14 protein-coding genes and 1 other RNA gene are annotated in these 16,925 nt (G+C 39.6%); 11 read left to right on the top strand and 4 right to left on the bottom strand.

All coding sequences use genetic code 11. The annotated features are described in order from the left end of the window. Positions 1-25: 25 nt before the first annotated feature. The 3 genes from AC1F25_RS08610 to AC1F25_RS08600 all read right to left on the bottom strand — a co-directional run bounded on the left by AC1F25_RS08610 (position 26) and on the right by AC1F25_RS08600 (position 1,940). Positions 26-310, bottom strand: a complete 285-nt coding sequence (locus tag AC1F25_RS08610) for a hypothetical protein (RefSeq protein ID WP_002309947.1) — start codon at positions 308-310, stop codon at positions 26-28. A gap of 77 nt (positions 311-387) precedes the next feature. After that, positions 388-582: non-coding RNA, 6S RNA (gene ssrS, locus AC1F25_RS08605), on the bottom strand. Positions 583-653: 71 nt separating this feature from the next. Then, on the bottom strand, positions 654-1,940 hold the full coding sequence (locus AC1F25_RS08600; RefSeq protein WP_002309949.1) for a replication-associated recombination protein A: 1,287 nt from the start codon (positions 1,938-1,940) through the stop codon (positions 654-656). Between the two features lie 137 nt (positions 1,941-2,077). On the opposite strand from AC1F25_RS08600, the gene AC1F25_RS08595 reads away from it, so the two are divergent. The 7 genes from AC1F25_RS08595 to AC1F25_RS08565 all read left to right on the top strand — a co-directional run bounded on the left by AC1F25_RS08595 (position 2,078) and on the right by AC1F25_RS08565 (position 9,261). Next, entirely contained in the window at positions 2,078-2,749 is a 672-nt protein-coding gene (locus AC1F25_RS08595) for a DNA-3-methyladenine glycosylase (protein ID WP_002316842.1), read from the top strand. Continuing rightward, the gene (locus AC1F25_RS08590; RefSeq protein WP_002309951.1) at positions 2,715-3,203 is read left to right on the top strand and encodes a DUF3013 family protein; all 489 of its coding nucleotides are present in this window, start codon (positions 2,715-2,717) and stop codon (positions 3,201-3,203) included. The genes AC1F25_RS08595 and AC1F25_RS08590 overlap by 35 nt, the downstream gene beginning before the upstream one ends. A gap of 12 nt (positions 3,204-3,215) precedes the next feature. Continuing rightward, the gene (gene prmA, locus AC1F25_RS08585) at positions 3,216-4,163 is read left to right on the top strand and encodes a 50S ribosomal protein L11 methyltransferase (protein WP_002309952.1); all 948 of its coding nucleotides are present in this window, start codon (positions 3,216-3,218) and stop codon (positions 4,161-4,163) included. Further along, complete coding sequence (locus AC1F25_RS08580; protein ID WP_479994048.1) at positions 4,164-4,928, top strand: 16S rRNA (uracil(1498)-N(3))-methyltransferase; 765 nt, start codon at positions 4,164-4,166, stop codon at positions 4,926-4,928. It abuts the gene before it with no gap. A 231-nt stretch (positions 4,929-5,159) separates the two neighbouring features. Next, positions 5,160-7,373, top strand: coding sequence for a RelA/SpoT family protein (locus AC1F25_RS08575; RefSeq protein WP_002314153.1), 2,214 nt, complete (start codon positions 5,160-5,162; stop codon positions 7,371-7,373). Positions 7,374-7,384: 11 nt separating this feature from the next. Next, a complete protein-coding gene (gene dtd, locus AC1F25_RS08570; RefSeq protein ID WP_002291377.1) occupies positions 7,385-7,831 on the top strand; it encodes a D-aminoacyl-tRNA deacylase in 447 nt (148 codons plus the stop codon). A gap of 170 nt (positions 7,832-8,001) precedes the next feature. Then, positions 8,002-9,261, top strand: coding sequence for a cytochrome P450 (locus AC1F25_RS08565; protein ID WP_002335227.1), 1,260 nt, complete (start codon positions 8,002-8,004; stop codon positions 9,259-9,261). Positions 9,262-9,348: 87 nt separating this feature from the next. Here the strand turns inward: AC1F25_RS08565 and AC1F25_RS08560 are convergent, their stop codons facing one another. Beyond that, a complete protein-coding gene (locus AC1F25_RS08560; RefSeq protein ID WP_151668627.1) occupies positions 9,349-10,296 on the bottom strand; it encodes an aldo/keto reductase in 948 nt (315 codons plus the stop codon). A 394-nt stretch (positions 10,297-10,690) separates the two neighbouring features. Between AC1F25_RS08560 and hisS the strand changes: the two genes are divergently transcribed. From hisS to AC1F25_RS08540, 4 genes are all read left to right on the top strand, one after another. Then, positions 10,691-11,983: a histidine--tRNA ligase gene (hisS, locus tag AC1F25_RS08555; protein WP_002291383.1), complete on the top strand. Its 1,293-nt coding sequence runs from the start codon at positions 10,691-10,693 to the stop codon at positions 11,981-11,983. Positions 11,984-11,996: 13 nt separating this feature from the next. Then, the gene (aspS, locus tag AC1F25_RS08550) at positions 11,997-13,766 is read left to right on the top strand and encodes an aspartate--tRNA ligase (RefSeq protein WP_151668628.1); all 1,770 of its coding nucleotides are present in this window, start codon (positions 11,997-11,999) and stop codon (positions 13,764-13,766) included. Positions 13,767-13,874: 108 nt separating this feature from the next. Beyond that, a complete protein-coding gene (locus tag AC1F25_RS08545) occupies positions 13,875-14,750 on the top strand; it encodes a YitT family protein (protein ID WP_002291388.1) in 876 nt (291 codons plus the stop codon). 266 nt (positions 14,751-15,016) lie between these two features. Continuing rightward, positions 15,017-16,900 (top strand): acyltransferase family protein, encoded by a 1,884-nt coding sequence (locus AC1F25_RS08540; RefSeq protein WP_151668629.1) that lies wholly within the window; start codon positions 15,017-15,019, stop codon positions 16,898-16,900. The last annotated feature ends 25 nt before the right edge of the window (positions 16,901-16,925 follow it).

Raw genomic sequence — 16,925 nt, 5'->3', positions numbered from 1 at the left:
ACAATTTGTGGAAAAAGAGAATTATTTACTGCTTTGGTTCAGCAATTTTTTTTGCAAAGCGGATACTGAAGGTGGCAGAAACGAGAATCACAATCAATAAAAAGATCAAAGCGATGAAGCGCTGATTGAAAAAAGCGGCTAAAACACCCATAACGCCTAAAACAGCATACGCAGCTCCATAAAATTGTAGGAATCCTTGATTTTTGTCATTTTTCTTGATCAATACAAAAAAGATATCCTGTTTATTAAATAAATAATAGCTAACGAATAATAATAGTAAAGTGGCGATAATCATCAAAATCCTAATCATGAACAAATCCTCCAAAATAAGCAACAAATAGAAAAAGCAATTTGCCAAGAGCAAATTGCTTTATTCTTTAAAAGATGGTAATCTCCGTTAATGCCGTTATTTGTCCTGTAGTATTGATCCCGCGAATTCAAGCAGGTGGGTCCCATGGTCGTAGCTTCGAACTACCAAATGATAAGGCATGTTACCAGCAGTGACACAAGACGGGTCCCAAGATATCAATAAAAATGTTCGGTCAACACACAAAGAGGACAATTCGAACATCACAGATTTCCCATCTCTATAGTAGCATATGAATTTAAAAAGAGCAATGAGAGAGCTCGCAGAAATAGAACCGTTTTCTTGTTTAATTTTTTAGGGGATGTTTTTTCCACTCTTTTATGCGGTAATACTGTTGACCTAGCGCCTGTTCATATTTTCCTGTATCCTTTGGCTGATAATATTGAGCATTTTTTAACCTATCTGGTAAATATTGCTGATTGACCCAAGCATGATCGAAATGATGAGGATACTGATAACCCACACCGCGGTTGAGGGATTTCGCACCTTTATAATGGCTATCTCTCAAATGGTCGGGAACATTACCAGCTTTGCCCTCTCGAATATCAGCAAGTGCTGCATCTAATGCCATATAGGCAGAATTGGATTTTGGCGACAAGCAAAGATCAACGACGACATCTGCTAGCGGGATACGTGCCTCAGGTAACCCTAGTCGTTCAGCAGCTAATACAGCGTTTACTGTACGCGCAGCAGCAGCAGGATTGCCTAAACCTATATCTTCATAACCGATAACCATCAGGCGACGACAAATACTTGCCAGATCACCTGCTTCAACTAGACGGGCGAGATAGTGAAGGGCAGCATCCACATCACTTCCGCGAATCGATTTTTGAAACGCTGAAATAACGTCATAATGAGCATCTCCATTTTTGTCATGGGTAAGAGCTTTTCTTTGGACACATTCTTCGATAATCGACAGAGTAAGATGAATCTTTCCTTCTTTATCTGGAGGAGTCGATCGTGCAGCCAGTTCCAACCCATTCAAAGCACTCCGCAAATCGCCATTCGTTGCACGAGAAAGGTGAAGAAGAGCCTCTTCATCTAACTGGATTGCTTGTTGACCAAGACCGCGTTCCTTATCCTTTAAGGCGTGTTTCACTGCCAACTGGATGTCTTGCTCTGTTAATGGCTTGACTTCAAAAATCTGTGTGCGGCTGCGGATCGCTGGATTGATAGTAATATAAGGATTTTCAGTAGTCGCTCCGATCAAGATGATTCTGCCACTTTCTAAATGAGGAAGCAGAAAATCCTGTTTTGTTTTATCTAATCGGTGTACTTCATCCAATAAGAGGATCACAGTACCACTCATTTTAGCTTCTTCCGCTACAACCTGCAGCTCTTTTTTTGAATCTGTAGCCGCGTTCAGCATGCGAAATGCATAATTAGTAGAACCGGCAATCGCACTTGCGATACTCGTTTTTCCAGTACCAGGAGGCCCATATAAAATCATGGAAGAAAGCATACGAGCATCGACCATGCGGCGTATGATTTTTCCTTCACCGACTAGATGTTGCTGACCAACGACTTCATCGATCGTTCGAGGTCGCATGCGATAAGCCAATGGCTGTTGCATAGGATTTTCCTCCTTCTTGTTTTTACGTTCCTTAATTATAACATATTTAGTAATATAGCTAGAAAGAACAGCCTTCTGTTGTTTTGTTTTCATAGCTTATCCAACTAATATTGTGTATGATAAAGTAGGTGAGAAAAATGACGGATAAACAAAAGATAGATGAATTTTTTTGGAATAAAACGACGCCGGAAGTAGCGCGGGATTTATTGGGGATGTATTTGGAGCATGACACACCTGAAGGAAGATTAGCTGGATATATTGTAGACGCGGAAGCATACTTAGGTCCAGAAGACGAGGCCGCCCATAGCTATGGTTTAAGAAGAACACCACGTGTGCGGGCAATGTATGAAAAACCAGGTACAATCTACCTTTACACGATGCATACTCATCGGATTTTGAACATCATCACTCAGCCAGAAGGGATTCCTCAAGGAGTAATGATACGTGCAATTGAACCAGCTACAATGATTGAACAAATGAGTAAAAATCGTGGTGGAAAAACTGGTCCAGATATCAGCAACGGTCCTGGAAAATTAGTGGAAGCATTAGCAATTCCTCAAGAACTCTACGGACAATCTATAGCAGATAGTTCATTACGTTTAGTTTTTGAGAAAAAGAAGATACCAAAAAAAATCGATGCTTTGCCTAGGATCGGTATCCCGAACAAAGGAGAATGGACAGAAAAGCCGTTGCGTTTTGTTGTGTCTGGCAATCCATATATCTCTTTACAAAGAAAAAACCAAATCGAGGAAGATTGGGGTTGGAGGAAAGAAAATGAAAAAGAAGGATCTATTAACATACTTAGATGAAATAATCGAAAAACAAGTGACGGACTATGATGTGGCTTTAGATTGGGATACAAAAAATCATACGATCGAAATCGTTGTTCGTTTGTTTGCGGAAAATAAAGCACAATTTGAGATTGATGATGCAGAAGGGATCGTTTCGCAAGAACCAATTATCGAATTTGAAGATGGCGTACTCCTTTTTAATCCTCAGAAATCTGTTTTTGATGAACAAAATTATCTAGCGGTAATCCCCTATGAAGGAAAAAAAGGATTGGCAAAATCAGTAGCTGATTCTTTAGTGGAATATTTGAATGAAGTATTAGCACAAGGGCAAAGTGATTTGCTTGATTTTTTAGATGAAGATGATGACGAAGCTGTATTCGAACTCCATTGGGATAATCAGAAACTAGCAGAGTTAGTAGAAGCAAAACAGCAAAATGAAATAGAGACTTATTTACCGTACCCAAGTTATTAAGGAGTGACAGACATGAAATGGAATGAAGTAAAAGTAGAAACCGAAAGTGAAGCAGTCGAAGCGGTCGCTAATATTTTGATGGAGGCAGGAGCGAGTGGTGTTGCGATTGAAGACTCTTTAGATGTTGAACATTTTCAATCGGATCAATATGGTGAAATTTTAGATAAAAATGATTTTACATCGTTGAAAGAAGGCGCGCTAGTCATGGCTTATTTTCCAGAAACGACTTTTTTACCGGAAATCTTGCCTTTTATCAAAGATCGTATCACGCAATTGCCTGAGTTTGGTCTAGCGATTGGAAAAAACAAAGTAACTGTTAGCGAAGTAGAGGAAAGCAATTGGGCAACAGCATGGAAGAAATATTATCATCCGGTGCGTATTACACGAATGCTGACGGTTGCGCCAAGCTGGGAAAACTATCAGACAGAAGATCCTCTAGAAAAAATCATCACATTAGATCCAGGCATGGCGTTTGGAACAGGCACCCATCCGACGACTTCTTTGTCATTGACAGCACTAGAAACAGTATTGCGTGGTGGCGAAACATTGCTAGATGTTGGAACTGGTTCGGGTGTACTAAGTATTGCAGCAAAATATCTTGGTGCGAAAGATGTCTATGCCTTTGATTTAGACGAAGTAGCTGTTCGTTCAGCGAAAGAAAATATGGATATGAATGAAGTAGCTAAAGATGTTCACGTATCAGCTAATGATCTTTTGAAAGGAATCGAGATTGAAAGTGATGTAATCGTTGCGAACATTTTAGCAGATATCATCTTATTGATGATCCCGGATGCATGGCGTTTACTAAAACAAACAGGGACATTGATCGTTTCAGGAATCATTGAAGAGAAGAAGCAAATGGTTCTAGATGCTATGATAGAACAAGGATTCATCGTGGATCAAATTTTCCAACAAAAAGACTGGTATGCAATTATTTTGAAAAAACCAGAGGTGGAATAGATGCAGCGATATTTTTTGAAAGAATCGTATGAACCAAAAGACCATTTTATTTTAAAAGGGGAAACCTATCATCACATTGTACGGGTTATGAGAATGGAACCGAAAGATGAAGTTTTTTTGGCATTCAATGATCAGATAGCCGTTGTTGCAGAAATCACAAAAATCACCGAAGATGCTGTTTATCTGAAAGAAATTAAAAAAGAAGAAAACCAAAAGGAACTGCCAAGTTCGATAACCATAGCTAGCGGCTATCCTAAAGGAGAAAAATTGGATTGGGTTATTCAGAAGTCCACTGAATTAGGCGCACAAGCTTTTATTGGGTTTCCGGCATCAGCCTCTGTGGTTAAATGGGATGCAAAGAAACGTATGAAGCGACAACAACGGCTTGAAAAGATTGCTCAAGAAGCAGCGGAACAATCCCATCGGCAAATCGTGCCCTCAGTAGAGTTACTGGAAACGAAAAGTGACTTATTTGAACGGTTAGATGATTATGATGTAGTCTTGGTTGCTTATGAGGAATCAGCAAAACAAGGCGAAAAATCAAATGTAGCCAAAATTCTTAGTGAAACAAAACCGGGCAGTCGAATCTTAGCTGTCTTTGGACCAGAAGGCGGCTTGTCCCACGAGGAAATCGATTATTTCGTAGAACACAAAGGGATACTATGTGGATTAGGACCAAGAATCCTTCGTACAGAAACAGCGCCTCTTTATTTATTAAGTGCTGCTAGCTATCAATGGGAGTTAATGGATCCCTCTCATAGCTAACATTTTTCATCAATAAAAGAGTATCGACGGAAAGAATTGAAAAAATAGGGAACAATTTGTATAATAGAAACAATTATTTGTACAATGAATACGAAAAATTGTTTGAAAAAGCTTTTTAAAAGCGAACATTTCCGTAAAAAAATGTATAACTTCACGGATTTTGGGGCAATTATCAAACAGATATTTGTCCCGATTCCTGTTTTACCGAAAAAGAAAGGGGGATCGATTCCTGTGCCAAAAGAAGAAATTTTAACGGGTCCCGGTGTCATAAAGCTCGTTAGTCAATATATGGGGCCCGAACATGTAGCATTTGTTGAGAAAGCATGCGAATATGCGACTGCTGCACATGACGGACAGTTTAGAAAATCAGGAGAACCCTACATTATCCATCCTATCCAAGTCGCAGGTATATTAGCAGATTTAAAAATGGACCCCCACACAGTGGCTACTGGCTTCTTGCATGATGTTGTTGAAGATACAGAAGTCACCTTAGAAGATCTGAGAGAAGAATTTGGCGATGATGTCGCTATGTTAGTAGACGGAGTAACCAAATTAGGGAAAATAAAATACAAATCCCACGAAGAGCAGCTAGCAGAAAACCATCGAAAGATGCTGCTGGCAATGGCTCAAGATTTACGCGTTATCATGGTCAAATTAGCTGATAGACTACATAACATGCGTACGTTGAAACATCTGCGAGAAGATAAGCAAAGAAGGATTGCCCAAGAAACTTTAGAAATCTATGCACCTCTTGCACATCGTTTAGGTATCAGCCGAATCAAATGGGAATTAGAAGATACAGCACTTCGTTATCTTAATCCAAAACAGTATTACCGTATCGTTCATTTGATGCAGACGAAGCGAGAAGAACGTGAAAAATACGTGAATGGTACTGTTGAAGATATTCGAGTAGCAACAGAAGAGCTAGGGATTTTTGCAGAGATCTATGGACGGCCAAAACATATTTATTCGATCTATCGTAAAATGAAAGACCAGAAAAAGCAATTCAACGAAATTTATGACTTGCTAGCCATTCGAGTAATCGTAGATTCAATCAAGGATTGTTATGCTGTATTAGGTGCGATCCACACAAAATGGAAACCAATGCCTGGTAGATTCAAGGACTATATTGCCATGCCGAAAGCTAATATGTACCAATCTTTGCATACTACAGTGATTGGTCCGGCAGGAAATCCAGTAGAAATCCAAATCCGTACACAGGAAATGCATGAAATCGCTGAATTTGGGGTGGCTGCGCACTGGGCGTATAAAGAAGGAAAAAATGAAAAAGTAGAACCAGATGGTATGACGAAACAATTAAGTTGGTTCCATGAGATACTTGAACTCCAAGATGAAAGCTATGATGCCTCTGAATTTATGGAAGGTGTAAAAGGAGATATCTTTAGTGATAAAGTCTATGTCTTCACGCCAAAAGGAGACGTTACTGAGCTGCCAAAAGGATCTGGACCACTGGACTTTGCATACAGTATCCATACAGATATCGGTAATAAAACCACTGGTGCAAAAGTAAATGGCAAAATGGTGCAACTTGATTACAAATTAAAAAACGGGGATATCATAGAAATCATGACTTCTCCAAATTCATTTGGTCCAAGTCGTGACTGGTTGAAATTGGTGGCAACTAGCAAAGCAAGAAATAAGATCAAGCGTTTCTTCAAAGCACAAGATCGGGAAGAAAATGTGATCAAAGGTCACGAGTCTGTGGTCAAGTGTATTACAGATTTAGGGTTTACACCTAAAGATATTTTGACAAAAAACAAACTTCAAGAAGCACTTGATCGTTTTAACTATCAATCAGAAGATGATCTATATGCAGCTGTAGGATATGGGGAAGTCAGTCCTTTGACAATGGCCAATCGTCTGACAGAAAAAGAACGGAAAGAACAAAAAATCGAGCAGCAAAAGCAAGAAGCAGAAGAAATCATGAATCAGCCGAAAAAAGAACCTGAGAAAATGAAAGTACGTCATGAAGGTGGCGTTGTCATTCAAGGGGTAGAAAACTTACTGATTCGTATCAGCCGATGCTGTAATCCGATTCCTGGTGATGATATCGTTGGCTACATCACTAAAGGCAGAGGGATATCCATCCATCGTCGAGATTGTCCGAATGTTCAGCCTGATAAACCAAATGTAGCAGAACGTTTGATTGAAGTCGAATGGGAAGATACATCGAATACACGAAAAGAGTACGATGCAGACTTGGAAATCTACGGCTATAACCGTTCAGGCTTATTGAATGATGTACTTCAAACAGTCAATGCGCTGACGAAAAATCTCAACAGCGTCGAAGCTCGGACGAATAAAGATAAAATGGCGACAATCCATTTGACGGTTGGTATCCAGAATTTGTCCCACCTAAAAAGTATCGTGGATAAAATCAAAGCAGTACCTGATGTCTACAGTGTACGCCGGATGAATGGATAGGAGGGCCAGATATGAGAGCAGTCATTCAACGGGTGAGTCAAGCGGCAGTGTCAGTTGATCAGCAAGAGATTGGAAAAATTGGCTGTGGCCTACTCGTTTTATTAGGTATCCATGAAACAGATACGCCAAAAGATGTGGAATATCTAGTAAAAAAAATCGCACAAATGCGTATTTTTGAAGATGATCAAGGAAAAATGAATATTAGTGTAGAAGACGTAGGAGGTCAAATTTTAAGTGTCTCTCAATTCACACTATTTGCGGATACGAAAAAAGGAAATCGACCAAGTTTTGTGGAAGCCGCACGACCAGAAATAGCTATTCCTTTATACGAATCGTTCAATGAAGGAATCAGAAGTCGCGGCATCACAGTCGCTACCGGACAATTCGGAGCAGATATGTCGATTTCTCTCGTCAATGATGGACCTGTAACGATTATTATTGATTCTAAAAACAAATAAAGTCAGTTGGTTTTCATCAATAAGAAATATAAATCAAGTCGTTTAAGTTAGACTGAAAAACTCTAACTTAAGCGACTTTTTCCTCGTCTATAAAAAGCGCTTCTTTTGTCAGCAGTCAGAAAAAAAGTTAAGCTTAAATTATACAAGTTATTTTTGGGAGGTTGCTGAAGATGAAAGAAGTACCAGTAATAGATGTCAAAATCACGGATCTAAAAAGATTGTATCAAAAGGGATACAATATGTTGGAGGAGTTACGTCATGAAGCAGACGCTCCCGTTGTCAAAGCAAAGATTTTCAATAAAGAAGCTATTGTGATCTACGGATCGTCAGCGGCAAAAATATTTTATGACCCAAGAAATTTCAAACGAAAAGGTGCTATGCCAAAATTAGTGTTGAAGACACTTTTTGGTCAAGGTGGAGTACAGACTTTGGATGGAGCTGCCCATCATCATCGGAAAAATATTTTTATGGATCTGATGACCCCCGAAAGAATGGAAGATTATCATCGTATCTTAGATAAGAACCTGACGCAAGCACTTGAAACACAGCATGGTCAATTTGAATTATTTGATTTAAGCAAGATGGTTTTCTTTACATCGATTTGTGAGTGGGCAGGTATCAATTTATCTTTGCTTTCTAAGGATGAAGTCAAAAAATTAGCAGAATATCAAATCTCTATGATCAGCGGAACGTTTACTTCTCCGATTGATCACATAAAAGGTGTCGAAAATCGCAAAAAATCAGAAAAATGGGCGCAAGGCTTGATTGAAGAAGCTCGGCAAAATCCTGTGGCTGGAAAAGAAAATGTGGCATTATATGCTTTTGCCAATGCCACAGATCTAGACGGACAGCTTTTGCCTCTGGAAGTAGCAGCTGTTGAATTATTGAACATCATCCGTCCAACGGTTGCTCTAACTGTGTGGGCGGCGTTGATGGGACACGCGCTTTTCAGCAGACCTGATTTGTACCAACAATTGAAAAACGACTTTTCTACGTTGCAAGATCCGTTCATTCAAGAAATGAGACGCTATTATCCGTTCTTTCCGATGTTACCTGCGATTTCTCTGAAAGAAGTAGAAGTCGATGGTTATCGTATACCAGAAGATAGCTGGGTCATTCTAGATTTATATGGAACAGATCATGATGAACGAACGGTTGAAGCACCAGACTCCTTTATGATCAAACGATATTTAGGAAAAGCAAAAGATATTTCATATAAAGAAGAATATGAGATGATTGCCCAAGGTGGAGGAAACTTTCGACAAATGCATCGCTGCGCAGGAGAATGGATCACTCTCCACAGCCTACGTGTGTTTTCTGATCAGCTAGTAAACAAGTTTGAATTCTCTGTACCTGAACAAGATTGGACGATCCCATTCAATCAGTTTCCGACTTATCCAAATAGCCGAGCGCTACTTTATAAGAATTAGATTAGTATAAACTTATCGAAAAAAGGAAGATCAGCACTGTTTGATCTTCCTTTTTTCATACTACTATAAGTGGATAAGGTCAATTGCTCAAAATCCGTGAAATGCTTCATCAATGGTTTGATAATCCTCACTGGATAAATGCAAATCTAAAGCTTGGACATTATCAGAGACTTGCTCTGGACGTTTAGCTCCGGGTATGACTACAGACACTCTTGGATTCTTCATATACCAGGCTAGAACAAGTTGCGCAGGGGTGGCTTGGTATCTTTTAGCAATGGGGCGAAGTATGTCGACAGCGGCTAAAATTTCTTTGAAACGTTCTCCTTGAAAATCCGGATTGCTTTTTCGAGGATCTCCTTCGCCGAATTGTTTTTCCTGACCACGTTCATATTTTCCTGTCAGTAAACCGGAAGCAAGAGGAAAATAGGGGACAAAGCTGATTTTGTTTTTTTCAAGATAAGGAAATAATTCTTTTTCAGCCTCCCGATGGATCAAACTGTATTTATCTTCTACTACATCGACATATCCATCTGCATTCGCTTCTTTCAATTGTTCTAACGTGAAGTTCGATACACCAACTGCTCGGATTTTTCCTGCTTCTTTCAATTCATACAATGCAGCAACTGCTTCATTTTTTGGTGTGCTTTTATCCGGAAAGTGGATATAAAAAATGTCGATGTAATCAGTTTGCAGACGTTTCAGTGCGTCTTCCACCGATTGTTTGAGAAATTCGGGTGAATTGTCAAATGTTCGTCCTTTATTTGGCACATGAGCAGCTTTTGTAGCAATGACGATACGTGAACGATCATATTCTTTTTCCTTCAATACCTCACCGATCAGTTCTTCAGAACGGCCGTTTCCATAAGCATAGGCGGTATCGATCAAATTGATTCCGCTATTCAAAGCTGTACGAACCACTTGTTTTCCTGTCTCGTCTTCCAAACCGTCAAAAAGATTGTGTCCCCCAACGGCATTTGCTCCTAGTCCAAGCTGTTCTGCGTAGACTTGTGAATGTCCGATTCTTATTTCTGCCATAGCTGATTCCTCCTTTTTTTCTAGTCTAAAACAAAAGAACAAAAAGCTGAACTAAAATGTTTTTGTGAGGGAAAATAGTCAGATAACTCTTGACTTTGAGATTGGTTTTTAGTAGGTTATAAGTAATATCGAAATGTCAATGAAAGAGCGAGTAAGTTTTTGAAACTTTACAAGAGAGGATCATCGAGGCTGAAAATGATCCAAAGTTTCATTAGCCCAAAGACACTCTGGAGATGGACGAGTGAAAAGCCGTCCCGCGTACGAGCGTTATTCGTAAGAGGAAAGAGAAATCTTTCAAAATTAGGTGGTACCGTGTATGAATTTCATTCACCCTTGTTCAAGATGAACAAGGGTGATTTTTTTATTTACATAGCTAAGAAAGGGAGAGAAAACTATGAGTTTCCAAAGACCAAAAGGAACAAATGATATTTTGCCAGGCGAATCAGAAAAATGGCAGTTTGTCGAAGAAACAGCACGTTTATTGTTCAGAGATTATCAGTATAATGAAATGCGTACACCGATTTTTGAACATTATGAAGTGATATCCCGCAGTGTAGGTGATACGACGGATATCGTTTCAAAAGAGATGTATGATTTTTATGACAAAGGGGAACGTCATGTGACGCTTCGACCAGAAGGTACAGCGCCAATCGTTCGTTCTTTTGTTGAGCATAAATTGTTCGGTCCAGAGTATGCAAAACCGTTCAAAACTTTTTATATGGGACCAATGTTTCGCTACGAACGTCCGCAAAAAGGACGGTTACGTCAATTCCATCAGATCGGAGTAGAAGCATTTGGATCAGAAAATCCTGCAACAGATGTGGAGAGCATGGTGATGGCACTCGATTTCTTCAAACAGTTGGGAATCACGCAAATCCGTCTAGTCATCAATTCATTGGGTGATAAAGACACACGTCAAGCCTATCGTCAAGCATTAATCGACTATCTTTTACCTTTTGAAGCAGAGTTGAGTGAAGACTCTAAACGCCGTCTTCACGAAAATCCATTGCGTGTGTTGGATAGTAAGGACAAACGAGATCAAAAATTTGTAGCAGATGCGCCATCTATCTTAGATTATTTAAGCGAACCTGCTCAAAAACATTTTGATACCGTTGTTTCCATGCTGGATGCATTGGCTGTTCCTTATGAAATCGACAGTAATATGGTTCGCGGATTAGATTACTATACGCATACGATTTTTGAAATCATGAGTGACGCACCGAAAATGGGGGCACAAGCAACGATTTGCGCAGGCGGACGTTATGACAATCTAGTGGAAGAACTGGGTGGTCCTTCAACACCTGGCTTTGGATTTGCAATGGGTATCGAGCGATTACTCTTGACTATGGAAGCAGAGGAAGTAGTTATCCCTGCATTTAATGAGTTGGATGCTTATGTGGTCGCACTCGGAGACGAAACAAATATCGAAGCATTGAAAGTGGTCCAAGCGATTCGAAACTTCGGTTTTTCAGCTGATCGCGACTTCATGAACCGTAAAGCAAAAGCACAATTTAAGACAGCAGATAAAGCGAATGCCAAGTTAGTATTGGTGATCGGTGAAGATGAGCTTGCTAGCCAAACAATCAATGTCAAAGCAATGGCAAGCCGAAAAGAAAAAAGTTTTCCATTAGAAGAAATATATGAGCATTTTGATGAAGTCTATGATGAAATGACTTTATTCGAGTAGGAGGAAAAAAGAAATGGCACAAAGAACGATTTATTGCGGATTAGTTTCCGAACAACAATTAGAACAAACAGTTACATTAAAAGGATGGGTACAAAAAAGACGAGACCTTGGGGGAGTAATCTTTATCGATCTACGGGATCGTGAAGGAATCGTTCAAGTCGTCTTCAATCCTGAAATCAACAAGGAAGCATGGGAAATCGCAGATAAATGTCGCAGTGAATACGTGATCGAAGTAACTGGGGTAGTCAGAAGACGCGGTGAAAATGCAGTAAATCCTAAAATGGCCACTGGTGAATTTGAAGTGATTGCAAGTGAAATCGTGATTTTGAATCAAGCAAAAACACCGCCATTTCAAATTGAAGATGATCAAGCAATCAGTGACGAAATACGTTTGAAATATCGTTATTTGGATCTGCGACGTCCCAAAATGACTAAAAACATCAAATTGAGAAATGCGACAACAAAAGCGATTCGTCATTATTTAGACGATAATGACTTTCTAGATATTGAAACACCTTACCTAGGAAAATCTACACCAGAAGGCGCAAGAGACTACTTAGTTCCTTCACGTGTCCATGCTGGACATTTCTATGCGTTGCCGCAATCTCCTCAACTATTCAAACAATTGCTGATGAATGCTGGGTTCGACCGTTATTATCAAATCGTTCGTTGTTTCCGTGACGAAGATTTACGTGGAGATCGTCAGCCTGAATTTACGCAAGTAGATATTGAAACAACGTTCCTAACAGCAGAAGAAATCCAAACTTACACAGAAGGATTGATTGCGAAGGTAATGAAAGAAGTTCGCGGCATCGAAGTCACATTGCCATTTCCCCGTATGACCTATGATGAAGCAATGGCTCGCTACGGCAGCGACAAACCGGATACACGTTTTGAAATGGAATTGATTGATCTAAGCGAAACAGTCAAAGAAGTAGAATTCAAAGTCTTCCAAATGGCTCTTGAAAACGGCGGAGTCGTGAAAGCATTGAATGCGAAGGGCGCTGCAGATCGCTACTCACGAAAAGATATGGATCAGTTAGGACAATATGTAGGGCAATTCGGAGCTAAGGGACTTGCATGGCTGAAAGTGGAAGAAGACGGTCTGAAAGGCCCGATTGCTAAATTCATGGGAGAAGCAACAGAAGCAATCATCAAAGCAACAGATGCAGAACCAGGTGACTTGCTGATGTTTGGCGCAGATAAAAGTGAAATCGTCGCTGCTGCATTAGGGGCTATCCGAACACGTTTAGGAAAAGAATTAGGACTGATCGATGAATCAAAATTCAATTTCTTATGGGTAACTGATTGGCCTCAATTTGAATTTTCAGAAGAAGAAGGTCGATATGTCTCTGCTCACCATCCATTCACGATGCCAAAAGCAGAAGATATCCCATTACTGGCTGAAGACCCTGCAAAAGTCTGTGCAGAAGCTTATGATATCGTCTTGAACGGCTATGAATTAGGTGGAGGTTCTATCCGGATCCATACTCGGGAACTTCAAGAAAAAGTGTTGAAAACTTTAGGCTTCACAAAAGAACAAATGGAAGAACAATTTGGGTTCTTGCTAACAGCTTTAGATTACGGATTCCCTCCACATGGCGGCATTGCATTAGGATTGGATCGTTTTGCAATGTTATTAGCAGGGGAAGACAATATTCGTGAAGTCATTGCCTTTCCTAAAAACGGAAAAGCAGCCGATGTGATGAGTGATGCACCAAGTATGGTTTCACCTTTACAATTGTTCGAATTGAATATTGATGTAACCAATATAGAAGAATAGCCGATAAAAAGGAAAAAAGGATTTGTCGAATCTGCTTCTTTTGGCAACCTTGATTTAATTGAAAAACACTTTATAATGAAGCCATAACATATAAAGCGGGGCTTTTCCATGAAAAAAACATTCGAAAATTGGGCTTACCATGATTACACGACCAAACTTTCGGTATCAATCGTTTATGCGTTGATTGCATCTGTCGCATTGAATTTCTTTTATCAACCAGGACATATTTATTCAAGTGGTATTACGGGCCTGGCTCAGATTTTGACGACTTTGTCAAAATCACTGATAGGGTTCGAGGTGCCGGTATCAACCACTTTGTATTTACTGAATATACCTTTGTTCGTCTTGGCGTGGTTCAAAATCGGGAAGAAGTTTACAATTTTCACTTTTATCACAGTCACTTTGACCTCCCTTTGTATCCATATTTTACCGGAAACAGTCTTATCTACCGATCCAATCATTTGTGCGTTGTTTGGTGGGGCTGTGATGGGACTAGGGATTGGGCTAGCGTTGAGAAATGGCCTATCATCGGGTGGTCTAGATATCGTGAGTATCACGATTCGTAAAAAAACAGGAAAGTCGATTGGTTCTATCTCGATCTACTTCAATGCATTGATCGTTTTTGTTGCTGGGATTCTATTTGGCTGGCAATATATGTTTTACAGTACGTTGTCTATTTTCGTCAGTGGAAAAGTAACTGATGTCGTTTATACTAAACAAAAGAAAATGCAGGTAATGATCGTAACGAAACATCCAGAAAAAGTAGTGAATGAAATCCAAAACTGTATGCGTAGAGGAATCACGATTATCAATGAAGCAGAAGGTGCTTATAAACATGATAAGCAGACAGTATTGATGACAATCGTTACACGTTACGAACTGCCTCTACTCAGAGAAGCGATGAAAGCTTCTGATCCGCAAGCTTTTGTAAGTATTGCAGAAAATGTCCAGATACTTGGGCGTTTCTACGAGGATGGCATTTAGATCGAGTTTGACAAAAATTCATGAAATACTACTGTAGACAGACATTCGTTTGTCTGCAGTTTTTTTCTACCAAAGGATGGATCAGCAAATAGAAACTACTTTTTTATTTGAAATTTTCTTAAAGTTGAAAAAAAGCATGTTTATTTTTTAAAATTTATGGGATGATAGAAAAAAATAGTAGAGAAAGGACACGATTCTACTTGCTATTTTCACTTAATACCCGTATATTACGAATGAAAAAAGTTTATGAAAAGTTGGAATATTGAATGGAAAAACAAAAAAGGTTAAAAAACAGCCGCTACATCACTGGGTTTGATGGGCTCCGTTCATTAGCTGTGGTTGGTGTTATCTTCTATCACCTTCTGCCAACTAGTATGAAAGGCGGCTATTTGGGCGTTCCGATTTTTTTCGTCGTATCTGGTTATCTGATCACGGATCTGCTAAGGCAGGAATGGGAACAAAATGGAAAAATCAATATTTGGCAATTTTATGTCAGAAGAATGAAGAGACTCTATCCGGCACTCGTTTTTATGCTTGTTACAGCTTCGGCTTATATCACCTTGTTCCAGCGAGGATTGTTGAATAATCTTAGAGGAGTTGTCGTCAGCAGCTTACTGTATGTCAACAATTGGTGGCAAATCAATAACGGTTTATCTTATTTCGACCGATTTGCTAATGAATCACCGTTTACACATATCTGGTCTTTAGCGGTAGAAGGTCAAAACTATTTGGTTTGGCCAATCTTGTTTGTATTGTTGATGGTATTTGTTCGTAAAAGAAAATGGATCTTTTATACCGTGTTAGGTACATCTTTCCTCTCTGCGATCTTGATGATGATTTTGTATACACCAGGGGGCGATCCAACCCGTGTTTATTATGGAACGGACACCCGGCTGTTTTCTATATGGTTGGGAAGTGCGCTCGCTTTTGTTTGGCCAAGTACTCGTTTGAAGAAAAACATCCCGAAACAAGCAAAAAGTATCCTGAATATCGCTGGAGGAATCTCACTGCTGGCACTGATTCTTTGCTTCTTCTTTTTAGATGATCATTACAATTTCATCTATTATGGAGGGATGCTCCTAGTGAGTCTGTTATGCGTAGTACTAGTTGCAGTGACAGCACATCCTGGAGCAAGCTTGAATCGTTGGCTGACAAATCCAGTATTTACTTGGATTGGCAAACGAAGCTACGGGATTTATCTGTATCAGTTTCCAGTTATGATTTTTTATGAAGCAAAAGTGACTGATATTGCTGATCATGTTCTGTTCCATACTTTAGTAGAAATCACATTGATTTTAATCATCAGTGAACTTTCTTATCGATATGTGGAACGTCCGCTAGCACGTTTTGACTATGGTCGTACATTCCAAGTGATGAAAGGATGGTTCAGTAAACCAATCATCAGTAAGCGCAAACCATGGGTTGTTCCAGGCACATTACTTGTAGCAATTGCATTCGTTGGTTTCGTTACGGCACCGAAAAATGCTGTAACGGCCGATCAAAAACAATTGCAGGCAAAGATCGCTGAAAGTAAAAAATTAGCAGAAGAAACCAGAAACAATTCAGAAAATACCACTAGTTCCGTTGACCAAGCGATTCTTGATAAGTACGAGTTGTCTAAGGCCCAAGGAAACAAGGCGCAAAAATTAGAGCTAACGGCATTTGGTGATTCAGTTATGCTAGATGCTGCAACTGATCTACAAGAGCTTTATCCAAAAGTAGTGGTAGATGGCGATGTGGGGCGACAATTATATGCCAGTGTACCGTATATTGAAAAATTAAAGGAACAAGATTTATTGAAAGACACTGTTCTAATTGGACTAGGAACGAATGGCTCATTCTCTGAAGCTCAGTTTGATAGCGTGATGGATGCAATCGGTGATCGAAAAGTATACTGGGTCAATGTCCGAGTACCGACGAAACGTTGGCAAAATGACGTGAATGCGATGCTTGAACAGATGACAAAAAAATACGACAATATGACGCTGATTGATTGGTATAGCTACAGTAATGACCATAGTGACTGGTTTTATGATGATCAAGTCCATCCAAATCCTGAAGGGATGACACATTACATTCACCTAGTCAGCGAAGCCTTGCTAGGAGGAAGTTCAAGTACGAACAGCAGCGAGACAAACGTATCAGAATAATAGCTACAAAAAACTTCAGGCAAAA

Source organism: Enterococcus sp. M-BR2 (genome assembly GCF_056612775.1).
This window is presented reverse-complemented; position numbering and strand designations above follow the sequence as displayed.